This window comes from Nonomuraea sp. NPDC049784, assembly GCF_040659615.1.
Classification (GTDB): domain Bacteria; phylum Actinomycetota; class Actinomycetes; order Streptosporangiales; family Streptosporangiaceae; genus Nonomuraea.
In genome coordinates this window covers 1-21,868 of the sequence record NZ_JBFAMX010000027.1, presented here as the reverse complement: position 1 = coordinate 21,868, position 21,868 = coordinate 1, and the positions used below count along the sequence as shown (strand labels likewise).

Genomic DNA, 21,868 nt, shown 5'->3' with positions numbered 1-21,868 from the left:
GCCGAATGATAGGTGTGCCCGTACCGGGTTTCCTCGGTTTCCTTACAGAGGGCGTGAGGTCCAACGGAGGCCGAGCGAGGAAGAAACACGTTATAGCGGCCAGAATCCAGAGAGCGCCAAGGCCAATGCCTATCCATCCACTAATGATCAGAGACTCATAGGACGCATCAGCGTGCGGCGTGCTTCCGAAATACTGTTTCTCTTGCACGAGCGTCCAGTATTCGCTATATCTGGCCCTCTCTCTGGCATCCTGTGCGTATCGTTCTAGAAGGATGCTGGGAACGAGAACCAGGCAGCCGATCCCCATCAGAACGAATCGCGCGCGCCTTACGGTCACTTGCCGCCTCCCTGCCTCAAGGTGGGATGAGAGTAGCTGAGCGCCCGAAACGACCACAATGAGAGGGCCTACGGCGTGCCCGATCGGACGGGAAAGCAGGGGGAACGGTGGGGAGTCACGGGGGACACGATCAGCGCCCTGAACAGCGACTACGCAGGTCACTCAAGATCGTCGTAGCTACGCGCCCGCTGGTTCCGCCAACGAATCTGCCTCATCCGGCGATGACAAAATCACCATCTCCGACTGCCTGATAGGTGGTCCAGCAGCATATCCAGCGGCCGCGGTACGCGATCGAGATCGAGTTCCGCGACGAGCAGGCCAGAGTAGCGGATCTTGCGGCCACTGCCGGATCCCATGAACCGGCGCAGCTGGTCGTGAGTGCTGCCCCCGCGCCATGCGGGTTGCTTCTGGAGCGTGCGAAATGAGCGGAGCTCGCCCTCGGCATCGACAACGCGCTCAACCGTGGCGGTGCCGAGGGCGCGGATCAGCTCGTCTTCCAGGTCAGCGACGCACACGAAGAATCCGAGCGCCTCCAGATCGGATCCGAGGCCGGCGCGCTCGAGACCCCTCCGGAAGTCGCCTTCCTCCCCGACGTCGACCAGACCCGCCAGCCGGAGATTGCGACCGGGAGGGCCGAACCTGCCGATATACGTCCCGATGTTCGTGGCACCGCCCATCGCCACCAGGGAGATGCCTTCGGCCGCTAGGTTCCGGCCACGGCGCTCGGCCAACGCTTCGATGGCCGACTTATCACTGGTTCCCTCGACCAGGACCACGGTTTGCGTGTCGCTCACGAGCCCAGCCTCGCATCGAACCTGGAGAGGTTCATCCCCTTTTACGCGCTGAAAGGTCACCAGCCGCAGACCACGATCGGCGTGCGTGATGTGGCCGACGCCGTGCAGTCGCACGAGAGGGACGATTCGTCAACGTGGTCCTCGCGGGACTGGCGGGGACATCCTCCTGATCAGAAAGGATGTCTGTCATTTTTCTGCGAGGCGTCGATCTGCGGGGGTGCGGCTCGTATGGAGAGCAGAAGGCCGGATAGGCCGGCCGCGAGATCGACCTGGAGGAGCAGAGCGATGTCTGACACGAGCATCCTGTTGAGCGGGCTTGCGATCGGTGAGTCGCCGCGGTGGCACGAGGACCGCCTGTGGTTCTCGAACTGGGGGACTCAGGAGATCATCGCCCTCGACACCGACGGCGCCGGCGAGGTGGTGATGCGGGTGCCGACCACTGTTCCGTTCTGCATCGACTGGCTGCCGGACGGCACTTTGCTGGTCGTGCAGGGGCCCGAGGCGCTGCTGCTGCGCCAAGACCGGGATGGTGCGCTGGTGCCTTACGTAGATCTGAGCCCGATCGCCAAGGGCTGGAACGAGATCGTGGTGGATCGCCGCGGCTTCACCTATGTCAACGGCAGCGACTTCGATTTCACGGGCGGCGGGCCGTTCGTTCCCGGGGTGATCGCGCTGGTCACCCCGGACGGGATGGTCCGGCAGGTGGCCGACGGCATCGAGTTCGGCAACGGCATGGTGGTGACGCCGGACGGCGGCACGCTGATCGTGGCGGAGTCGTTCGCCTCCCGGCTGACCGCCTTCGACATCGCCGCCGACGGCGGCCTGTCCAACCGGCGGGTGTGGGCTCAGCTGGAAACCGGCCCGGATGGCATCTGCCTGGATGCCGAGGGCGCGGTCTGGGCCGCCTCGATGGGCCGGTGCGTACGGGTCCGGGAGGGCGGCGAGATACTGGGGCAGGTCGTGGTCCCTGAAGGGCTGAGCTGTTTCGCCTGCGCACTGGGCGGCGCGGACCGTAGGACCCTGTTCGTGATGGTGGCCCAGTGGCTTGGGGTTGAGAACATGTTTGGCCCTGACCGGACCGGCCAAGTGCGCACGACCCGGGTGGCCGTACCGGGCATCGCCTAGGCTGCCCGAGCACACGACTCCACGCAACCGGGTCAGGACAGCAGCTTGGCATAGCAGCGACTGAGCGGTTCGTGCTGGTAGGGCGGATAGTTGGGGATGATCGTGTAGCCGGCGCGGGTGTACAGCGCGATGGCCTCGGGCTGGCGGATGCCGGTCTCCAGGCGGATCTCGGAGTGGCCGAGGGTGGTGGCGATGCGTTCGGCCTCGGCCAGCAGCCGTCTGGCGATACCGCGGCCGCGGGCCGCAGGGGTCACATACATGCGCTTGAGCTCGGTGGCGCCGTCGGGGAAGGGCTGGATGGCGCAGCAACCGACTGGCTGGCCGTCGAACTCGGCGAGCAGGAAGCGGATGGCCGGGTTGAGGTTGGCCCCGGCGTCACCGGTGTCGTGGGGGTAGCGACTGGCGAGGTCGGCGTCAACCCCCCGCGCGCCGCTTAACCGCGGCGCGACGGGAGAATCTCCGGCCTTCAGGCCGGGGAGGAGTTCAATGACAGGTTCAGGGCCCCCAAGGTGCTGTCAGTCGAGGATGTGGGAGGTGGCGCGGGCGTAGCGGTGGCGGATCTCCGGAACGGCGTCCCCCTCGTACGTCTCCGTCTCCTCCGACCGCCACTCCGGCGAAGTGACCAGCGTGGCGGCCTGGTACGCGGCGCCGTTGGCGACGTACTCGGCCGGGGACGGCACCGTGATCGGGGCGCCGAAGATCGTGGGGGCGATGCGGCGGACCGCCTCCGAACGGGCCGCGCCGCCGATCAGCAGCACCCGCTCGGGCTTCGTGCCCAGCGCGTCGAGAGCGTCGGCCAGGCCGCACAGCATGCCCTCGATGGCCGCGCGTGCCAGGTGGGCGGGGGTCGAGGTGGCCAGGGTCAGCCCGTGGATGGAGCCCGTCGCGGTGGGGCGGTTGGGGGTGCGCTCGCCCTCCAGGTACGGCACGAGCGTCAGCCCGCCCGCACCCGGCGGCGCCTGGAGGGCCAGATCACTCAGCTCGTCAAGGCTCACACCGGCGATGCGGGCGGCGGCGTCCATCACCCGGGCGGCGTTGAGCGTGCACACCAGCGGCAGGAAGTGCCCGGTCGCGTCGGCGAACCCGGCCACCGCGCCCGTGGGGTCGGCACTGGCCGACTCCGCGACCGCGAACACCGTGCCGGAGGTGCCCAGCGACACCACGACGTCACCAGGCCGGGCGCCCACTCCGAGTGCGGCCGCCATGTTGTCGCCCGTCCCCGGTGCGATCATGGCCGCGCCCCCCTCGAAGGCCGCGTCCGTCGGACCCAGCACCTGGGGGAGCCGCGGGACCGCCCCGAGCGCCAGCTTCAGCAGATCCGTGCGGTACGCCCCCGTCGCCGGCGACCAGTAGCCCGTCCCCGAGGCGTCCCCCCGATCCGTGGTGAGCTGGTCGATCGGTGGCGTAGGAGCGTCGGGGGAGAAGGTCCCTGAGGCGAGCGCGCCGGCCAGGCGCCACGTGAGCCAGTCGTGCGGCAGGCAGACCGCGGCCGTACGGGCGGCGTTGCCCGGCTCGTTCTCGGCCAGCCACCGCAGCTTGGTCACCGTGAACGAGGCGACCGGCACCGAGCCGACCGCGGAGGCCCAGGCCTCCGGCCCGCCCAGCTCAGCGATCAGGTCGGTGGCGGCCTGGGCGGAGCGGGTGTCGTTCCAGAGCAGAGCGTCGCGTACGACATTTCCGGACTCGTCCAGGCAGACCATGCCATGCTGCTGCCCCGCCACGCTGATGGCCAGCACGTCGGAGAGCCCGCCGGCCTCCTCGATGGCCCGCAGCAACGCGGACCACCAGTGCGACGGATGGACCTCCGTGCCGTCGGGATGCGGCGCGCGGCCCTGCCGCACCAGCGCGCCCGTCTCCGCGTCACGAATGACGACCTTGCAACTTTGCGTCGAGGAATCGACCCCAGCGACCAGCGTCACCCACGAACTCCTAACAAGTGCTCCAGCGCAAGCTGGTTGAGATACGTGAAATGGTATCCGCGCGCGGCGGCGACCTCAGGATCGAAGTCGTCGTTAGCCAGATCGGCCAGTGTCTCGCCGCGGTTGAGCGTGGGCAGGCCGAGCTCCTCGACGCGGGAGGCTCTCAGTGCGTCTCGTACCTCGGGGTCGGCCCGGAAGGCCCGCGCCTTCTCACGCAGGATGAGGTACGTCCGCATGTTGACGGCGGCCGACACCCACACGTCCGAAGGGTCCTCCGTACGCGACGGCTTGTAGTCGAAGTGGCGCGGCCCGTCGTAGCCGCCGTGCTCCAGCAGGTCGACCAGGAAGAACGCGCTCATCACGTCGCCGTGGCCGAAGACCAGGTCCTGGTCGAACCGCGGCCCGTGCTGGCCGTTGAGGTCGATGTGGAACAGCTTGCCGTGCCACAGCGCCTGCGCGATGCCGTGCACGAAGTTGAGGCCGGCCATCTGTTCGTGGCCGACCTCGGGATTGAGCCCCACCATTTCCGGATGTTCCAGCTCGCCGATGAACGCCAGCGCGTGCCCGATCGTCGGCAGCAGGATGTCGCCGCGCGGCTCATTGGGCTTGGGTTCGAGAGCGAAGCGGATGCCGTAGTCGTGCTCGCGCACATAGCCGCAGAGCAGGTCGATGGCCTCCTTGTAGCGCCCGAGCGCCGAGCGCACGTCCTTGGCCGCATCGGACTCGGCCCCTTCCCTGCCGCCCCAGCACACGTAGGTGGTGGCGCCCAGGGAGGCGGCCAGGTCGAGGTTGCGCATGACCTTGCGCAGGGCGTGTCGCCGCACGTCACGGTCGTTGCTGGTGAAGGCGCCGTCGCGGAAGACGGGGTGTGTGAACAGGTTGGTGGTGGCCATGGGCACTTTCAGCCCGGTCTCGGCAAGCGCTTTCCGGAAGGCCGCGATCGCCCGGTCGCGATCGGGCTCGACGGCGAGCAGGTCGTCGTCGTGGAATGTGACGCCGTAGGCCCCCAGTTCGGCCAGCCGATGCACGCTCTCGACGGGGTCGAGGGGCGCCCGAGCGGCGTCCCCGAACGGATCGCGCGCCTGCCAGCCGACCGTCCACAGACCGAAGGTGAATCGATCTTCAGGGGTTGGCTCGTACATGTCTCGATGCTCCCCTGCTGATCAGTTCTTCACAAGCCCGAGGGATCACGCCCGATGCTGATCTCCTCGGCGATCTTGCGGATCTCCGCCACCTCGAGGCCGGGGGCCTTGGGAAGGTGGCGCTGCAGCGCCTCCATCACCACGGGCACGGGCTGGCCGGCGAACCGCCCGGCAATGCCGTGGACCGCCCTGAACAGCGCCTCTTCGGTGTCGTGCATCGGCCTCTCCTTCGTCGGGTACCCGGAGAACGGTACGGCCTCGGCCCGACAGTTTCTCACTATCCCTCCAGCGTGTTCCGCACCGCGACGCAAATCTCGTCGAGCCGGCGTACCTGCTCGGGTGTCAGCACGTCGAACAGGCTTCGCCGTACCTCCTCTACATGCCCTGGCGCGGCGGCGGCCAGTGCGGCGAACCCGTCGTCCGTGAGCACGGCGAGATTGCCGCGCCGGTCGGCGGGGCAGCGCTCGCGGCGGACCCAGCCGCGCTCCTCCAGGCGGGCGACGGCGTGTGAGAGACCGCTCTGGGAGCTCTGCGCCCTGGCGGCCAGTTCGCTCATCCGCATCGACCGCTCGGGCGCCTCGGAGAGCGCCACGAGGATCATGTAGTACGTGTGCGGCATGCTCGCGTCCCGCTGGAGCTGGCGGTCGAGCGTCTCGTTGATGAGCTGGGTCGCCGCCAGGAAGTTCCGCCAGGTGTGCTGTTCGTCCGCATCCAGCCATCTCGTCACGGGGTCAATTTAGTTGAACGCTCATATACTTAGCGAGGGACTCGGCTGAAAGGGGAAAAACCATGCCTGTCCAGCGACTCAACCACGCGGTTCTTTACGTCCGTGACGTGGAACGCAGCGTCGCCTTTTACCGCGAGGCCCTCGGCTTCGAGATCGTGATGGGCATGCGGGGCGCCGCCTTCCTGCAGGCTCCCGGCTCGACGAACGACCACGACCTGGGCCTGTTCGAGATCGGCGCGAGCGCGGAGCCCTCGCCGGCGGGGCGCACGTCCGTCGGCCTCTACCACCTGGCGTGGGAGGTCGACACCCTCGACGAGCTGGAGCGCGTCGCGGCCAAGCTGACCGAGCTGGGTGCCCTGGTGGGCGCATCCGACCACGGCACCACGAAGGCGCTGTACGCCAAGGACCCCGACGGGCTGGAGTTCGAGGTGTCGTGGCTGGTGCCGGCCTCGCTGCTCACCGACGAGATCCTCGCCGCGCGCGCCGGCATCCGTCCGCTCGACCTGCGCGCCGACAAGGAGAGGTTCGGCGCGCAGACTCGTGGCGGAGTGGGGGTCTCGATCCAGGCCTGAAGTACCGTGGGTTGTATACGGCCCTTCTTCCACGGAGAACGGTCATGCCAACCGATCCTGACCATGTGCTCGACGCCATCGACGGCGTCGTCGACGAGTGGGAGACGCTGAGCGCGGACGCCATGCGCTGGGCGCCTCCCGAGGACAAGAGTCCCGATTTCATGACCGAGATGACGGAGATCTTCGGTCCGCTGGTCAATGCCTTCGCGCAGGCGTTGCGGCCCGTGAGCGACGCGTTCGAGCGGGTGCTGCACACCTTTGACGAGGACGACTAGCCGGTGCGCCGCCGCCGCGTCCGCCGCGGGTACGCCTTGGCCGTCTCGGCCAGCCGCGCGGCGTGCTCGGCCTGCTTGCGCCAGTGCCCGTAGGCGTCGCCTCGCTGCGCCAGCCGGTCGAGCTCGCTCATGGTCGCCAGCGGGATGAACGCGGGCTCGGCGTCCCGCCACGGCGTGCCGGGCAGCGGCATGAACGTGTGGGTGTGGATGCGGGCACCCAGTTCTGCCAGGTCGGCGGCCAGCTCCAGCGACTGCCCCTGGTCCTCCTCGGTCTCGCCCGGCATGCCGAAGATGAAGTCGACGTTCGGCCGGAAGCCGTGCTCGATCGCGATCCTGACGGCGTCGCGCACCGGCGAGGTGTCGTGGCCGCGCCCGGAGGCGGCCAGCACCTTGTCGGAGCCCGACTGGGCGCCGATGATCAGGTTGTCGTTGGCCACGTAGCGCTTGAGCAGCCGCATGGCCTCGGACGTGACGTGCTCAGGGCGTACCTCTGAAGGAAAGCTCCCGAAGAACACCCGGCCGTCCGGCGGCAGTTCCTCCTTGACCCCGGCCAGCAGCTCCTCCACCTTGCCGAGGTCAGGATCGGGCCCTGGGGAGCCGTACGAGAGCGAGGTCGGCGTGATGAAGCGGATGTCGCGCAGGCCCCTGTCGACCATCCCGCGCACGTGCTCCCGCACGCTGGCGACCGAGCGGTGGCGGAACTGCCCGCCGAACATGAACGGCGTCTGGCAGAAGCGGCACGTGTAGCGGCAGCCGCGGGTGATCTCGATCGGCCCCTTCCTGCCCAGGAACGAGGGGAACGCGTCGAGCGGGAGTTGCGGCGCCGGCCTGGTGCGCAGCGCGACGCCGTCACCGTCCTTGATCGCCAGTCCCGGGACCGAGGTGAGCGGCTCGTCCCGCTGGAGAGCCCGGACGAGGGAGATGATCGTGGACTCGCCCTCGCCGATCCCCGCCAGGTCCCAGCCCGCGTCGATGACCTGCTGCGGCTCGGCCGTGGCGTGCACGCCGCCGGCGATGTGCAGCCCGCGGCCGCCGCTCAGTGACCTGACCGTGGCCAGCTCGGCGGCCATGGCCTCGGCGTCCGGCGAGTAGAACGACCACAGCACGAGCACCCGGTCGGCCCCGCTGGCAGAGATGTGCTCGGCGGTCTCCTCGGGGGTCGTCCCGAGTCTCAGCTCGTGCTCGACCCCCGCGGTCTCCAGGGCGGCGAGCAGCGCGTGCACGCCGTACGTCACCGCCTTGCGGTATCGGACCACCACACTCACAGCCAGCGCCACGTCCCGCAGCGTAGCTCAGCCCTGACGTACCGGGCGCAGTGCGCCGGCCAGCCTGGCCAGCTCGGCGAGCATGTCGTCGGCCGCGGACTCCATGACCTCGTTGGCGTGCACCTTGCCGTCCTCGCCGATGAACTGCGAGTAGAACGGGATGTTCACCGCCTCGAGCAGCGGGACCATCTTCAGTGTGCTGACCACCTGGTGCAGGCTGTGCGTGGCGCGGGTGCCGCCGGAGACCCCTCCGTAGCTGACGAACCCGGCCGGCTTGTGGTGCCACTCGTGGTGCAGGTAGTCGAGGGCGTTCTTCAGCACGGCGTTGAAGCTGTGGTTGTACTCGGGGGTCACGAAGACGTACGCGTCACCCCGGTCGATGGTGGCGCTCCACTCCTTGGTGTGAGCGTTCACATACTGCTTGAGCCGCGGGTGGTTGGGCTCGTCCAGGAACGGCAGCCCGACCTCGGCCAGATCGACCAGCTCCACCTCGAAGAGGCCCGAGTCCACGGCCTTGCCGTGGAACCAGTCGGCGATGGAACGGCCGGCGCGACCGGGACGGGTGCTCGCGACGATGATCTGCAAGACGGGCCTGTTCATTTTTCAACTCCTGTGCTCGGTAAGACATCTGCTCAACATTATTGAGTAGCTTTACCTTCCTGAGCAAATGCTAGGATCTTCGGCGTGAGTCTCAACTCGGTGTGCACTCGCTTCCACATCGCCCTGGAGCTGATCGGCGCCCGCTGGTCGGGAGCGGTGATCCACATGATCTTCAAGGGCGCCCACCGCTACGCCGACCTCAAGGCGGCCATTCCCGGCATCAACGACACGATGCTGGCCCGGCGGCTGCGCGAGCTGGAGGCCGCCGGGCTCATCGAGCGCCGCGTGCTGGCCACGTCGCCCGTGCGGGTCGAATACCACCTGACCGAGATGGGGCAGGAGCTGCGGCCCGTGCTGGACGAGCTCGTGACGTGGGCGCACAAGTGGGTCCCGCTGCCGGAGGCCAAGTCCGCTTAGCCATCCTGCCGGGTGGGCGATGCGGGAGCCGGACGAGGAGCTGCCGGTGCCGCTGGCCGACATGCTGCGGGCCATGGTGGAGGCGCTGGAACGCCGCCCGTTCCGCACCCGCATCGAAGGGCTCATACGGCTAGACTCGTCGGCATGACCTGGCGACATTGATCCATAACCAGGGGCCGGCGCGGGACGCGCGGGCCTCCGAGGCTTCAGGCACTCGGAGTCCCTACTCGTCCCCTGGAAGGCCGCATGCTTGTCGCTTCGCTGTACGTCTACACGTTTCTCGGCGAGTTCATCCTGCTCTACCCGGTTTACACGCTGCTGTTCGCGGACGCCGGGTTATCGGTAGCGGAGACCTCGTCCCTGTTCGTCATCTGGTCGGTGACGGGCATGGTGCTGGAGATCCCGTCGGGTGCCTGGGCCGACAGGGTCTCCAGGCGCCTGCTGCTCTGCCTGGGGCCGCTGCTGGCGGGCCTGGGCTTCGGGTTGTGGGTCCTGTTCCCCTCGTACTGGGCCTTCGCGCTCGGGTTCGTGCTGTGGGGGGCCGAGGGGGCGCTCGTCTCGGGCGCGTTCGAGGCGCTGTCGTACGAGGAACTCTCGCGTCGAGGGCTCGAGGCCCGCTACGTCACCGTCATGGGCCGGGCCACCTCCGTCGGCCTCGTCGCGGACGCGCTCGCCATCGGCCTGGCCGTGCCCGTCTTCGCCGCCGGGGGTTACCTCGCCGTGGGGGCGGCCAGCGTGCTGGCCTGCGTCCTGTGCGCCGCTGTGGCGCTGACGCTGCCCGAGCGCAGGACGCGGGGGACCGGGCAGACCAAGTCCGGATATTTGGCGATATTGAGGGAGGGCGTCACAGAGGCCCGCACGGATCCCGGGGTGTTGCACGCCGTCCTGCAGGTCTCGCTCGTGACGGCGATCTGGGGGGCCCTGGAGGAGTACGTCCCCTTCCTGGCGGCCGAGACGGGCGTGGCCAAGACCACCATTCCGCTGCTGATCCTGCTCGTCTGGATCGGCGCCACGGCCGGCGGCCTGCTGTCGGGCGTGGTGTCCGCGTACGCCCCCCTGCTCGCGCTGGGGGCGGTGGCCATGGCCGCAGGGGCTCTCGTTGGGCATCCGGCGGGTTTCGGGCTGATCGCCGTGGCGTTCGGGGCGTTCCAGCTGGCCGGGGTTCTGGCCGGCGCGCGGCTCCAGGAGCGGATCACGGGCACGGCGCGGGCCACTGTGACCTCTGTCGCCGGTTTGGGGACGAATCTGGTCACGGTGGTGGTCTACGTCGTCTACGGAGCGACCTCGTCGTACGTCTCGCACGGCACGACGTTCGCGATCCTGGTCCTTCCTTACCTGCTGATCTCAGTGGCGGGACGACGACGGGATCCGCTTGGGCAGGGGCGGGGGCTCCGGCGCTTCCTGCGGCGGGATCAGGGGCGGGTCGGTCCTGGCGCCCCGCCAGCGTGAGGGGAAGGCCGAAGCGGCCAGCAGGACGCACCCCGTGGGGAGCGACCAGGTGTAGAGCAGGGTCATGTAGCCCTCGAGAAACTCGCTCGGCACCTGGTCGAATCCCATCCGGTGGTCGCCGCCCATGGCGATGCGCACCAGGGCCGCCCCGATGAATCCGGTGAAGGCGAGGCCCGGCAGCAAGGAGGCGAGCGGTGAGATCCGCGACCCCGCCAAAGCGCCGATGAGGACCAATGTGCCGATGAACACGGCCATCACAGTCCAATCGACGCTCATAACCGCCGTGACGCGAAAGCGCTCGATCCCGACGATGAAACCGGCCGCGATGAGCGGGCTGGCCAGCAGTCCTGCGCCGGCGCCGAGCACATGACGAACACCATTACGCACAGAGAACACCTCCAGCCACGGGACCCTACCGACCCACCAGGCCGCCCACCTTTAAGGCGGTAAATCCGCGATCAGGACCCATGCCCAAAAAGCCCCCATAACACCGAAATAGAGACTCTTTGGCATGCTGGCATCGGCCGTAGCAAACGTTAGCTTGACAGCACCCCCACCCGAGGAGTGCACATGTTGAGTAAACGCTGTGCGCTGGTGGGCGGCGTCATCCTCGCCGCCTGCCTGGCCACCCCCATCAGCCCCGCAGCAGCTGAACCGGCACCTCAATCCGCCTCCCCAACCCCGCCCCCTGCCGTGGTCGACGCGTTGGAGCGGGACCTCGGCCTCTCCGAGCAGCAGGTGCTCGCCCGACTGGCCAACGAGGAACGCGCCGCGGCCACGGAGGCCACGCTGACCTCCCAGCTCGGCGCGTCGTACGGCGGCGCCTGGCTGAACGACGACGCCTCCAAGCTCCTGGTCGCCACCACCGATCCCAACACCACCGCCACCATCGAGTCGCAGGGCGCGCAGCCGGTCGTGGTCACGCGGTCGCTCGCCCAGCTGGACGCGATCATGCGGCAGATCGACCAGGCCCCGAGGCGTGCCAGGGCCGCGGCCGCGCTCTGGTACGTGGACGTGAAGAGCAACAGCGTCGCCGTCCAGGCGCCCACGGTCGAGGCCGCGGAGGCCCTGGCCACGGCCGCGCGCGTGGATCGCAACGCGGTCAGCGTGTCGGCGACCGCCGAGCGGCCCACGCCGTTCATCAACATCGTCGGCGGCGCGCCGTACTACATCGGCTCCAGCCGCTGCAGCGTCGGCTTCTCCGTCACCAAGGGCAGCACCCCCGGCTTCGTCACCGCCGGGCACTGCCGCCTGGCCGGCAGCCGGACCACCAACCCGACGGGCACCTTCCAGGGCGCGTCCTTCCCGGGCAACGACTACGCCTGGGTCGCCGCCCCCGGCAACACCCCGCAGCCGTGGGTACGCGGCTCGGGCGGCTCGACCGTGATCGTCCGCGGCTCCACCCAGGCCGCGGTCGGCTCGTCCATCTGCCGCTCCGGTTCGACCACCGGCTGGCGCTGCGGAACCATCCAGCAGCACAACGCCACCGTCACGTACTCGCAGGGCACCGTCACCGGCCTGACCCGCACCAGCGCGTGCGCCGAGCCGGGCGACTCGGGCGGCTCGTTCATCTCGGGCAACCAGGCCCAGGGCGTGACCTCGGGCGGCTCGGGCAACTGCACCAGCGGCGGTACGACGTACCACCAGCCCGTCAATGAGATCTTGAGCGTGTACGGCCTCACGCTCACCACCGGCTGAGCCCCCGCCGGCTCTGCTGACCGGAACCCCGCGCCGCGTGCCCTGGCCGACCAGGGCACGCGGCGCGGCGATTTTTTACCTGGCTCACCGATGACTTTTCGCGCCTCGCCTGGTCTGCCTCTCTGCAAGAGATCTGGATTCACCATTGAGGAGTTCGCGATGAAGCGACCCGTCGTCGGCGGCATGCTGCTCGCCAGCACCAACCCCGAGCGCCTGCGCACCTGGTACGTCACCGCGCTCGACCCGGAGGAGAACACCGACGTCCAGCAGTACGGAGTGCTCAAGTTCGGTGAGTTCTACCTGTTCATAGACACGCGGTCGGACGTGACCGACAAGAACCCGGAGCCCGGCAGGACCATACTGAACTTCCACGTGGCCGACGCCCGCGCCGTCGCAGCCCGCATGGAGCAGGCGGGCGCGTCGTGGCTGGCACCGCTCGAGGACCGCGACGGCAGCCTGTTCGCCACCGCGATCGACCCGGACGGCAACTACGTGCAGATCATCCAGCTCAGCGAGGCCGCTCTCGCGGCCATGTGAGGCGATCATGTTCGAAAACACAAAGGCGTTCAGCGGGTTCTCGGTGAACGACATCGCGGCGGCGAAGAGGTTCTACGGCGAGACGCTGGGACTGCGTGTCTCGGAAGACCACGGACTGCTGACCCTGCACATCGCGGGCGGCACCGACATCCTCGTCTACCCGAAGGAGAAGCACACTCCGGCCACGTTCACGATCCTCAACTTCCCGGTCGAGGACATCGACAAGGCGGTGGACGAGCTGACGGCGCGGGGAGTGCGCTTCGAGCGCTACGAGGGATTCCCGGTGGACTCGAAGGGCGTTCTCCGCGGCCAGGGGCCGCCCATCGCCTGGTTCACGGACCCGGCGGGGAACATTCTGTCGGTCATCCAGCAGTAGCGGTGGCGTCGTATCGGGGCGGCACCCCCACGTAGGCCTGCCGCCCCGCGCGGCTACGGCCAGAGGTCAGGGTCGGGTCAGGGGTGGGTCGGGGTGGGAGCCGGATGTGGGACGGGGCCCACGGGCGGGAAAGTGGGCTCATGACCGCAGTGAAGAGGCTCTACCCCCTGATCGCCTGCGCCTCCATCCTGTTCTCGGTGGTCGCCGTGGTGGCCGGGCAGTTCGGGCCCGACCCCTACCTGGACCCCCTCAATGTGACCATCAGCGAATACGCCGTGTCTGACCGCGGGGGCGTCACGGAGGTCGCTATGGCAGTGCTCGGGGTCGGGTCGCTGGCGCTGCTGGCAGGGCTGCGGGCGACAGGGGCGCCGGTGCGGGGGATGCCTGAGTGGTTGCTCGGGGTTTGGTCGGGGGCGCTCATGGTGGCGGCTCTGGTCCCGACCACGCCCATCGGGGCGGACCTCGATCTGGCGGCTCAGGTTCATCGGTACGTGTCGGTCGCGGCGTTCGTCAGCCTCCCGGCCGCCGGGGCGTTGCTGGTGCCTCGGCTCGCCTCAGACGAACGCTGGAAGCCTGTGGCGCGAGTGGTGGAGTGGGTGGCCCTTGCCGGGGGGTTCGGGCTGCTGGCGATCACGTACGTGGCTATGCCGGGGGAGCGGGTGATGATCGGGCTCGTCGAGCGGTTGTTGCTGGGGGCCGAGGTGGCCTTGCTGGGCGTGCTGGCCGGCTGGCTGCTCTGGACGACGGTGAGCCCGCGGCTCTCGGCTGGACGGCTCGTTCCGTTCGGGGACCGGGGCGTCGCAAGAGAAAGAGAGCGTGTAGCTGCTGGTTCGGCCCTCGGGGGAGCCTCGTGGAGGAGCGCGGCCTAGGCCCGCCTCGCAGTCACAGGAGGCACCAATTTCCTGACATATCACAGATTTATCGCTAATCGATCTTAAAACCATCTGTTCGGGTGCTATTCTCTCCGCGATCTTCTATCCGGGAGCAGGTGTCATGGCATCGGGCAGATCCATCAGATTCAAGATCTCGACGCTGCTCGTCATCCCCTTGATCTCCCTGATCGCGCTCTGGGGCTTCGCCGCGAGCACCACGTTGGGGGAGGCGCTCAGCCTGCTCAAGGTCGAGACGATCTGGACGGGCGTCATCAACCACGCCGACGGCCTGATCTCCAACCTCCAGGCCGAACGGCTGGCCTCCGCCGAGCAACTGGCGGGCACGGTCACGGCCCCCGACGCGCTGAGCAAGGCCCGGACCAAGGTCGACAACAGCAGGAAGACGCTGCGCGAGCAGTCGATGGCCCAGGACACGCAGTCGGCGCTCACGCAGGACATGAAGACCCAGCTCCAGACGGTGTTCGAGGCGATCAACCGGATACCGGACATCCGGCACAAGGTGGACGACCGCAAGCTCACCCCCGGCACTCTCGTCACCGAGTACGCGAAGATCTCCGACGAGATCCACCTTCTGTACTCCCGGATGACGGTCAGCACCGACCTCGAGCTGGCGCTCCAGGCGCAGGGCCTGATCGCCGCCGACGAGGTGCGCGAGATCCTGAGCCGGGAGCACGCGCTGATCGTGGCCTCGAACGGCCGGGTCAGCATGCACGACCTCCACATGCTGGCCGGTCTCGACAGCACCAGGACGTACCTGTTCCCCAAGGCGCTGGCCAACCTCGACACCGAGCTGCGGGCCCCCTTCGAGAAGCTGTACTACTCCCCGCGCTACAGCACGATGGAGAACCTGCTGGAGAGCTACATCACCGGCCAGCCGGTGGACGTCGAGCTCTGGCGGGGCGTGGCCGAGCAGGTGCAGAAGGAGTACAGGGACGCCGTCTGGCGCACCGGCGACAAGCTGCTGGCCAGGATGGAGCCCGCGGGCGTGGGCGTCGTGGTGCGGGCCGGCATAGCGGGCCTGCTCGGCCTGGTCGCGGTCGTGTTCTCCGTCATCATCTCGATCAAGGTCGGCCGCAGGCTCACCCGCGAGCTGGGGACGCTGCGCCGTACCGCGTTGGACCTGGCCGAGATCAGGCTGCCCGACGTCGTGGCGAAGCTGCGCAAGGGCGAGAGCGTGGACATCGCGACCGAGGCGCCGCCCATCACGGTGGGCCGCAACGCGACCAGCGAGGTCAGCGACCTGGCCGCGGCGTTCGACAGCGTGCAGAGCACGGCCGTGGACGCGGCCGTCGAGCAGGCCAGGCTGCGCGATGGCGTGTCCGAGGCGCTGCGTAACCTCGCCAGGCGCAGCCAGTCGCTGCTGCAGCGCCAGCTCAAGATGCTGGACGAGATGCAGCGCCAGACGGAGGAGCCGGAGGCGCTCGAGCGGCTGTTCAGGCTCGACCACCTGACCACGCGCATGCGGCGCCACGCCGAGGGCCTGGTGCTGCTGTCGGGCGGCTCGGCGGGCCGCAGGTGGCGCGGAGCCATCCCTGTCGAGGACGTGCTGAGCGGCGCGGCGGCCCAGGTCGAGGAGTACACGCGGGTACGCGTCTACCCGATGTCCGAGTGCGGCGTCTCGGGCGCGTCCGTGGCCGACCTCATGCACCTGTTCGCCGAGCTGATCGAGAACGCCGCCTCCTTCTCATCGCCCAGCAACGAGGTCTCCGTACGCGGTGAGATGGTCGGCAGGGGCTTCGCCGTCGAGATCGAGGACCGCGGCCTGGGCATGGACCCGGCCACCCGGAAGGCCATCAACGAGCGCCTGGCCAGCCCGCCGGAGTTCGATCCCGCGCAGACGGAGCGGCTCGGCTTCGCGGTGGTCGGCATGCTCGCGGCCAGGCACGGCGTCAGGGTGACGCTCAAGCCCTCACCGTACGGCGGCACCACCGCCATCGTGCTCCTGCCGGGCTCGCTGGTCGAGCCCATGGCGACGCCGGTGCAGCCGCTCGAGTTCGAATCCGTCTCCGTGTCGGTCGTACGATCCGAGCCCACAGGGCCCGGCGAGCTCCCGCGCCGTGTCCGTACCAGCAAGCGCGGCGGCGCTCCGGCGGCGAACGAGCTGCCCCAGCAGTTGCCGCAACAGCATGAGCGGCAGGACTCGGAGCTGCCCCGCCGCGCGCGGCAGAGGGAGACGGGCCTGCCGCGGCGTGAACGGCAAGCCGGCCTGCCGCAGCGGCTCAAGCAGGCGCCGCCCCCGGTGCCGCCGGCCGAGGAGCGCTCGCCCGAAGAGGCCAGGGCGCTGCTCTCCTCGCTTCAGTCGGGCTGGCAGCGCGGGCGGCAGGACAGCGAGCAGGATGGGGGATCTCAGTCGTGAGCCGCGAGCACGAGTGGGTCGATGAGGAGGCAGGTCCCGTCGTACGGCCGTACGCGGTCGCCCGCGGGCGCACCAAGCCCGCCTCCTCCTCCACGCTCGACCTGCTGGCGACCGTCGTCTCGACGGGGTTGCCCATCCCGGCGAAGGCGGAGCTCAGCGCTCAGCACCGGCGGCTGCTGAGCGCCGCGTCCGGCGAGACCAGGCCCGTTGCCGAGGTCGCCTCGGATCTGGGCCTGCCCGTCGCCGTCGTGAGGGTGCTGCTGGGGGACCTGCTCGAGCACGGCCTGATCACGGTGCGCCCGCCGCGCGACAAGGCCGCCACGCCCACGGAGAGCCTCCTCCGAGAGGTGATCAACGGCCTCAGGGCGCTCTAGGCCGCCCGGGGTTCGCCAGGCGGCTAGTTCGCCGAGGTCAGCGTCCGCAGGGAGTGCTCGACCAGGGTGATCATGACTTCCTTGGCGGACGCGCGCCGCCGCACGTCGCACAGCATGATCGGCACGTCGTCGTCCAGGTCCAGCGCGATGCGCACGTCCTCCACGCTGTGCCTGGAGGCCCCGTCGAAGCAGTTGACGGCGACCACGAACGGCGTGCCGCGCTGCTCGAAGTAGTCGATGGACGGGAAGCAGTCGGTCAGCCGCCGCGTGTCCGCGATCACGACCGCGCCCAGCGCGCCGTAGGACAGCTCGTCCCACATGAACCAGAACCGCTCCTGCCCGGGGGTCCCGAACAGGTACACGACCAGCCCGTCGCGGATGGTGATGCGGCCGAAGTCCATCGCCACGGTCGTGGTGTTCTTACCCTCCACGCCGTCGAGGTCGTCGACCCCGATCCCGCGGTCGGAGAGCACCTCCTCCGTGCGGAGCGGCTTGATCTCGCTGATCGACCCGACCAGTGTGGTCTTGCCGACGCCGAACCCTCCTGCGATGAGAATCTTCAGCGCAACGGGGTCCTCAGAGAGCACGGAGTCCATTGATCACTTCCTTGAGAATGCGCTCATTCGACCGCGACCCTCTAGCGGAGGGCGACGTCACCGAGATGAGGCCGTGGTCACGCAGGTCGCCCAGCAGGACCCGGACGACGCCTACGGGCAGGTCGAGCTCGACGGCCAGGTCGGCCACCGAGATCGCGTCACGAGCCGCCCGCAGGATGAGTTGTTGTTCGGGACCGAGCTCGCCAGGCGGGTCGCCGATGGCGCGCACGGATGCCACGAGGTCGAACGCGTCCCCTGAGGAGTGCGTGCGACCGCGGATGAGAGCATAGGGCCGGACGACGGGCCCCGCGTCCTCATCGAACCACTGGGGGCTATCGCTCATGACGCTCCAGCGCGCGGATTGGTGGTGATGTGCTGGCCCACCCGCTTGACCAGCATCGCCATCTCGTAGGCGATGTGGCCGACGTCCACGTTCGCATCGGCGATCACGGCCAGGCACGTGCCCTGTCCCGCCGCGGTGACGAAAAGGAACGCCGTCTCCATCTCCACAATGGTCTGGCGCACGTCGCCGCCGCCGAAATGGCGTCCGGTGCCACGCGCAAGACTCTGGAACCCGGCGGCCACAGCCGACAGATGCTCGGCATCCTCCCGGGACAACCCCTTGGAGTAGCCCACCGCCAGGCCGTCGGTCGACAACAGGACCGCCTGGCGTACGGCGGCGACCCTAGTGGCCAGGTCGTCGAGCAGCCAGTTCAGCTCACCAGTGTTGGCGGTCGGCGCAGTCATGCATCCCCCTTAGTCATGGCCCCTCCTCAGAGGCTTCTTCTCGGGCGCGTTGGGTTCCCCGCTGGAAGGCGGAGAACAAGTCCCTAACCTCGTCGGGAGAGCGTTCGGGCCGCGGCTCCTGCTCGGCAGGCCGCTCCTGCCCACGCGACTCCGGCTCGGAGGGCTGCTCCTTGAGCTGCGGCGCCAGGTTGGCCTGGCGTACCCGCCTGGGCAGCCCCGCGTGGGTGCCCGAGGTCACCACGGCGAGAGCCTTCTTCCGCGTACGGCTCGGCAACTCGGCCTTGCCGCCGCCGTCGCCCGCGGCCAGCGCCGCCTGCTCGGTCACCATCGAACGCGGCACCAGCACCACCGCCGCCGTCCCGCCGAAGGGCGAGCGCCGCAGCAGCACCTTGATCCCGTGCCGTTCCGCCAGCGTGGCCACCACGAACAGGCCCAGCCTGTCGCTGTCGGCCAGGTCGAACTCCGGCGGCGCGGCCAGCAGCGCGTTGAACGCAGAGTACTCGCCGGCCGACAGCCCGAGCCCTCTGTCCTCGATCTCAATGACGTAACCGTTGCTCACCAGGTCGCCGCGTACCTGGACCGTGGTGTCCGGCGGCGAGTAGAGGGAGGCGTTCTCGACCAGCTCGGCCAGCAGATGGGTGACGTCGGCAGCGGCCGTCCCGTCGATCGCGCTGGCCGGCATGGTCTCGACGTTCACCCTGGTGTAGTCCTCGACCTCCGCGACGGCGGCCCTGACGATGTCGATCACGGACACCGGCTTGCGCCACGCCCGCCCGGGCGCGGCCCCGGAGAGGATCATCAGGCTCTCCGAGTGCCGGCGCATGCGGGTGGTCAAGTGGTCGAGGCGGAAGAGCTCCTCCAGCCGGTCAGGGTCGTGCGTACGGCGCTGCATGCCGTCCAGCAGCGCGAGCTGGCGGTGCAGCAGGCCCTGCTTGCGCCGGGCGAGATTGAGGAAGACCTGGCCGACCCCGTGCCGCATGGCCGCCTGGCCGACCGCCGCCGTCACGGCGGTGCGCTGCACGGAGCCGAAGGCCCTGGCCACGTCGGTGATCTCAGCGGAACCGCTCACCTTGATCGCCTTGGCCTCCTTCTTCACGTCGACGTCCTCGCCCCTGCGCAGCCGCTCGACGATGTCGGGCAGTCGTGTCCCCGACAGCTCGACCGCGGCGGAACGCAGCCCGGCCAGTTCTCCGGCCAGCCGACGACCGAAGCGTACAGAGATGATGATCGACGAGAGCACCGCGATCAAGCCGAGGCCGCCCGCGATGGAGATCTTGACGATGGTGGAGGTGGCGGCCTCGGACGCGCGCGAGGCCAGGACCTCCGCCGAGGCGGAGCCGAGCTGGTCGAGCCGGGACGTGAGCCTGTCGAGCGACTGGTTCCAGGTGTCGGCGACGGGAGGCGGGGCGCCGGTCGTGGTGATCCGCGCCTCCATGGTGGCGAAGCTGAGGAACGGCTCGGTGGCGAAGACCTCCTCGTACTGCCTGCGCAACTGCACGTCGAGCCCGGCGAGGCCGCGCGCGTGCAGGAACTTCCTGGAGGCCGCGTACTCGGTGAAGGCGGCCGCCTCGGGCTGGGTGAGCCGGTGGTCGGCCAGCGCTCCGATGATGAGCGCGTGCTCCCTGGCGACGTACTCCCTGGCCATGCCCATGGCCTGCAGCGAGGAGGCCTGCTGGAAGATCGTCAGGTCGGAGACCGAGACCAGGTGGTCGTAGAGGGTGAAGATCGCATCGAGGATGCGGTTGTACTCGTTCAGACCGGCGAGGCGGGAGCCGAGGCCGCCGTCGATTTCGGCCCTGATCGGGCCGAGCCGGTCGAGAGCGGAGTCAAGGGTGCCGAGCGGCAGGCGCAGGTCGTCGCCGACCGCGTTGCCGGCCTCCATGACGGCCAGCTTGAAGTCGGTGACGGACCTGTTGGTGCGGGCACGCTGGGCGCTGAGGGCCGTCGTGAGTTTACGCGTAGTGAGCGTCTCCGCTGAGCGGGCTCGCTCGGCCTGCAACTGTAATCCCAGGTCGGTGGAGGTGACGCCGAGAGTCTGGTAGAGGGTGTTCGCGCGGAGCAGTGACTGGGCGTCGCCCATGGTGAGGTTGAGGACGAAACCCCAGAGCGCGCTCAGAGACAGGAGCGGTAGCAGCAGCAATAAGAAGATCTTGAACCGAATTGACCGGTTTCGCGAACCCATGTCCCAACCTCGAGTCGGGGGCATTTCCACACCTTGTGTAAATACACCTCCGGAAGATCGCATAGGAGACTAGCACCGTTTATGCTTCCGGCGCAGTGGGAGGAACACGTTCATTACCGTGATTATTGGGACAAGATCTTGGGGTCTCGGCGGGCCGAGGCGATGATCGCTCGCAGTCAGGCCAGCGCTACCAGCGAGATCGCGCTCTCACGGACTCACCGGCGCCAGCTCGTCCACCGCGCGCAGGGCGGCCGTGACGGCGCCGCCCGGCTCCGGCTCCGAGTCGGAGCCCGCGATGGCGATCCGGCCGAACCGCCTGCGCGCCACGTCCGCGGGGAACGGCCCGTCCGGATAGAACGTGTGCCAGGGCCGGCAGTACTCGGGCGCTCTCCCGTGGCCCCAGCGGTCGACCGTGATCGCCTCGATGTCCCGGGCCGGGTCGAAGCCGCCGGGGCCGAGCAGCCGGCCGAGCTGGTCGCGCACGGTGTGCTCCAGCTGGCTGTACGGCGTCCTGAACAGCTCCCGCCTGCCCGCCACCGAGCCCTTGTCCGGCCCCAGCTCCGAACGGCACGGCGTGGCCAGCAGGCGCACCTCGGACGGCGGGGCGAGCTCTGACAGGCACCAGTACGCGCCGGTCCAGCGGACCCGGCGGACGCCGACCCGCCGCCACGCGCCCGGGTCGCGCACCCGTACCGTGGCGTGCAGCAGCGGCACCCTGACGGCCAGGCTCAGCGCCCGCCGCTGGTCGAGGGGAAGGTCGGGCACGAGGTACGGGATGACGGCGCTCCAGCAGGCCAGGACCACCGCCCCGGCCTCGACGGTCATGACCCGGTGGCCGTCGAAGTAGCCCACGGTCGCCGAGGAGGCCCCGTCGCGTACCGACACCACCGGGCTGGACGGGCGGAACAGCACGCGGCCGTCCAGCGGCAAGGGGCCGGCCTCGACCGGGCCCTCCTTCACGGTGGGCGAGTTGAACCGCGATGGTTTGTCCCGGTCGAGCCCCAGGCCCTCGAACCCCGGATATCCAGTGCCCCAGGCGTCGATCGCTCCGAACGCCCGCGTGTCGTACCCCCACGCCCGGCACGACATGGTCCGGCAGAATCGCTCGACGTCGGGGTGCGCCCCGCAGACCTCCAGCAGGAACCGTGAGTAGGTCAGCCCCGCCAGCCGCTCCTGCTTCTCCTCGGCCGAGAGTCCGGGGAGCCAGTCGGGCGGGTCGCGCTGGAGCATGAGCAGGTCCTGCCTGGCGCGTTCGGCGATAGGCAGCCGGGCGCTCCAGCCGGAGGTGAGCCTGACCAGGGTGTCGGATCCGAAGCTCTCCCGGTCGCACATCACGCCGTCCTCCGGCGGCCCGAAGCGGGGCCGGCGAGGAGACGAGATCCTGTCGTGGTTGTCGAGGACGAGGACGCCGTCGCGGGGACGCCGCCGCAGCCACTCACGCGCCGCGCTCACCCCGCTCGTCCCGCCGCCGACCACCACCAGGTCGT

At 69.2% G+C, this 21,868-nt stretch carries 26 protein-coding genes; 12 read left to right on the top strand and 14 right to left on the bottom strand.

The window, feature by feature from the left end; genetic code table 11:
- Nucleotides 1-567: 567 nt before the first annotated feature.
- Nucleotides 568-1,245 (bottom strand): TOPRIM nucleotidyl transferase/hydrolase domain-containing protein, encoded by a 678-nt coding sequence (locus AB0J09_RS09725; RefSeq protein ID WP_360687906.1) that lies wholly within the window; start codon nt 1,243-1,245, stop codon nt 568-570.
- Nucleotides 1,246-1,416: 171 nt separating this feature from the next.
- On the opposite strand from AB0J09_RS09725, the gene AB0J09_RS09720 reads away from it, so the two are divergent.
- On the top strand, nt 1,417-2,256 hold the full coding sequence (locus AB0J09_RS09720; protein WP_360687903.1) for an SMP-30/gluconolactonase/LRE family protein: 840 nt from the start codon (nt 1,417-1,419) through the stop codon (nt 2,254-2,256).
- Between the two features lie 32 nt (nt 2,257-2,288).
- Here AB0J09_RS09720 and AB0J09_RS09715 read toward each other — a convergent pair whose 3' ends face one another.
- The 5 genes from AB0J09_RS09715 to AB0J09_RS09695 are packed head-to-tail and all read right to left on the bottom strand — an operon-like array spanning nt 2,289 to nt 6,044.
- On the bottom strand, nt 2,289-2,726 hold the full coding sequence (locus AB0J09_RS09715) for a GNAT family N-acetyltransferase (protein WP_360687987.1): 438 nt from the start codon (nt 2,724-2,726) through the stop codon (nt 2,289-2,291).
- A gap of 45 nt (nt 2,727-2,771) precedes the next feature.
- Complete coding sequence (gene xylB / locus AB0J09_RS09710; RefSeq protein ID WP_360687900.1) at nt 2,772-4,175, bottom strand: xylulokinase; 1,404 nt, start codon at nt 4,173-4,175, stop codon at nt 2,772-2,774.
- A complete protein-coding gene (gene xylA / locus AB0J09_RS09705; RefSeq protein WP_360687897.1) occupies nt 4,172-5,317 on the bottom strand; it encodes a xylose isomerase in 1,146 nt (381 codons plus the stop codon). Before xylA ends, xylB begins: the two co-directional genes overlap by 4 nt.
- Nucleotides 5,318-5,346: 29 nt before the next feature.
- Entirely contained in the window at nt 5,347-5,535 is a 189-nt protein-coding gene (locus tag AB0J09_RS09700; protein WP_360687894.1) for a hypothetical protein, read from the bottom strand.
- A gap of 59 nt (nt 5,536-5,594) precedes the next feature.
- A complete protein-coding gene (locus AB0J09_RS09695; protein WP_360687891.1) occupies nt 5,595-6,044 on the bottom strand; it encodes a MarR family transcriptional regulator in 450 nt (149 codons plus the stop codon).
- Between the two features lie 62 nt (nt 6,045-6,106).
- On the opposite strand from AB0J09_RS09695, the gene AB0J09_RS09690 reads away from it, so the two are divergent.
- Together AB0J09_RS09690 and AB0J09_RS09685 are read left to right on the top strand one after the other, a co-directional pair.
- On the top strand, nt 6,107-6,616 hold the full coding sequence (locus AB0J09_RS09690) for a VOC family protein (protein WP_360687888.1): 510 nt from the start codon (nt 6,107-6,109) through the stop codon (nt 6,614-6,616).
- A gap of 44 nt (nt 6,617-6,660) precedes the next feature.
- Nucleotides 6,661-6,891 carry a hypothetical protein gene (locus tag AB0J09_RS09685; RefSeq protein WP_360687885.1) on the top strand — a complete coding sequence of 77 codons (231 nt, stop codon included), beginning with the start codon at nt 6,661-6,663 and terminating at the stop codon, nt 6,889-6,891.
- Here the strand turns inward: AB0J09_RS09685 and AB0J09_RS09680 are convergent.
- Together AB0J09_RS09680 and AB0J09_RS09675 are read right to left on the bottom strand one after the other, a co-directional pair.
- A complete protein-coding gene (locus AB0J09_RS09680; RefSeq protein WP_360687882.1) occupies nt 6,888-8,168 on the bottom strand; it encodes a TIGR04013 family B12-binding domain/radical SAM domain-containing protein in 1,281 nt (426 codons plus the stop codon). The two genes, AB0J09_RS09685 and AB0J09_RS09680, sit on opposite strands and share 4 nt — an antisense overlap.
- A 15-nt stretch (nt 8,169-8,183) precedes the next feature.
- A complete protein-coding gene (locus AB0J09_RS09675) occupies nt 8,184-8,756 on the bottom strand; it encodes an NAD(P)H-dependent oxidoreductase (RefSeq protein ID WP_360687879.1) in 573 nt (190 codons plus the stop codon).
- Between the two features lie 84 nt (nt 8,757-8,840).
- On the opposite strand from AB0J09_RS09675, the gene AB0J09_RS09670 reads away from it, so the two are divergent.
- From AB0J09_RS09670 to AB0J09_RS09660, 3 genes are all read left to right on the top strand, one after another.
- Nucleotides 8,841-9,173, top strand: a complete 333-nt coding sequence (locus tag AB0J09_RS09670) for a helix-turn-helix domain-containing protein (protein WP_360687876.1) — start codon at nt 8,841-8,843, stop codon at nt 9,171-9,173.
- A 19-nt stretch (nt 9,174-9,192) separates the two neighbouring features.
- Nucleotides 9,193-9,321, top strand: coding sequence for a hypothetical protein (locus AB0J09_RS09665; RefSeq protein WP_360687873.1), 129 nt, complete (start codon nt 9,193-9,195; stop codon nt 9,319-9,321).
- Between the two features lie 98 nt (nt 9,322-9,419).
- Entirely contained in the window at nt 9,420-10,622 is a 1,203-nt protein-coding gene (locus tag AB0J09_RS09660; protein ID WP_360687870.1) for an MFS transporter, read from the top strand.
- Here AB0J09_RS09660 and AB0J09_RS09655 read toward each other — a convergent pair.
- Complete coding sequence (locus AB0J09_RS09655) at nt 10,518-11,009, bottom strand: hypothetical protein (protein WP_360687867.1); 492 nt, start codon at nt 11,007-11,009, stop codon at nt 10,518-10,520. The two genes, AB0J09_RS09660 and AB0J09_RS09655, sit on opposite strands and share 105 nt — an antisense overlap.
- A 183-nt stretch (nt 11,010-11,192) precedes the next feature.
- Here AB0J09_RS09655 and AB0J09_RS09650 point away from each other — a divergent pair, with 183 nt between their 5' ends.
- The 6 genes from AB0J09_RS09650 (at nt 11,193) to AB0J09_RS09625 (ending at nt 16,856) form a co-directional block, all read left to right on the top strand.
- On the top strand, nt 11,193-12,320 hold the full coding sequence (locus tag AB0J09_RS09650) for a S1 family peptidase (protein ID WP_360687864.1): 1,128 nt from the start codon (nt 11,193-11,195) through the stop codon (nt 12,318-12,320).
- Nucleotides 12,321-12,479: 159 nt separating this feature from the next.
- On the top strand, nt 12,480-12,857 hold the full coding sequence (locus AB0J09_RS09645; protein ID WP_360687861.1) for a VOC family protein: 378 nt from the start codon (nt 12,480-12,482) through the stop codon (nt 12,855-12,857).
- A gap of 7 nt (nt 12,858-12,864) precedes the next feature.
- On the top strand, nt 12,865-13,233 hold the full coding sequence (locus AB0J09_RS09640) for a VOC family protein (protein WP_360687858.1): 369 nt from the start codon (nt 12,865-12,867) through the stop codon (nt 13,231-13,233).
- 140 nt (nt 13,234-13,373) lie between these two features.
- On the top strand, nt 13,374-14,102 hold the full coding sequence (locus AB0J09_RS09635; protein ID WP_360687855.1) for a DUF998 domain-containing protein: 729 nt from the start codon (nt 13,374-13,376) through the stop codon (nt 14,100-14,102).
- A 124-nt stretch (nt 14,103-14,226) separates the two neighbouring features.
- Nucleotides 14,227-16,482 (top strand): nitrate- and nitrite sensing domain-containing protein, encoded by a 2,256-nt coding sequence (locus AB0J09_RS09630; protein WP_360687852.1) that lies wholly within the window; start codon nt 14,227-14,229, stop codon nt 16,480-16,482.
- Nucleotides 16,479-16,856 (top strand): DUF742 domain-containing protein, encoded by a 378-nt coding sequence (locus AB0J09_RS09625; RefSeq protein ID WP_360687849.1) that lies wholly within the window; start codon nt 16,479-16,481, stop codon nt 16,854-16,856. Before AB0J09_RS09630 ends, AB0J09_RS09625 begins: the two co-directional genes overlap by 4 nt.
- Nucleotides 16,857-16,879: 23 nt before the next feature.
- On the opposite strand, the gene AB0J09_RS09620 is transcribed toward AB0J09_RS09625, so the two are convergent.
- The 5 genes from AB0J09_RS09620 to AB0J09_RS09600 form a co-directional block, all read right to left on the bottom strand.
- Complete coding sequence (locus AB0J09_RS09620) at nt 16,880-17,452, bottom strand: ATP/GTP-binding protein (RefSeq protein WP_360687846.1); 573 nt, start codon at nt 17,450-17,452, stop codon at nt 16,880-16,882.
- Nucleotides 17,433-17,795, bottom strand: a complete 363-nt coding sequence (locus AB0J09_RS09615) for a DUF742 domain-containing protein (RefSeq protein WP_360687843.1) — start codon at nt 17,793-17,795, stop codon at nt 17,433-17,435. The genes AB0J09_RS09620 and AB0J09_RS09615 overlap by 20 nt, the downstream gene beginning before the upstream one ends.
- Nucleotides 17,792-18,199: a roadblock/LC7 domain-containing protein gene (locus AB0J09_RS09610; RefSeq protein ID WP_360687840.1), complete on the bottom strand. Its 408-nt coding sequence runs from the start codon at nt 18,197-18,199 to the stop codon at nt 17,792-17,794. The genes AB0J09_RS09615 and AB0J09_RS09610 overlap by 4 nt, the downstream gene beginning before the upstream one ends.
- Before the next feature lie 13 nt (nt 18,200-18,212).
- On the bottom strand, nt 18,213-20,339 hold the full coding sequence (locus tag AB0J09_RS09605) for a nitrate- and nitrite sensing domain-containing protein (RefSeq protein WP_360687837.1): 2,127 nt from the start codon (nt 20,337-20,339) through the stop codon (nt 18,213-18,215).
- A 249-nt stretch (nt 20,340-20,588) separates the two neighbouring features.
- Nucleotides 20,589-21,868 (bottom strand): hypothetical protein (locus AB0J09_RS09600; RefSeq protein ID WP_360687835.1); only part of this gene is annotated, 1,280 nt, incomplete at its 5' end.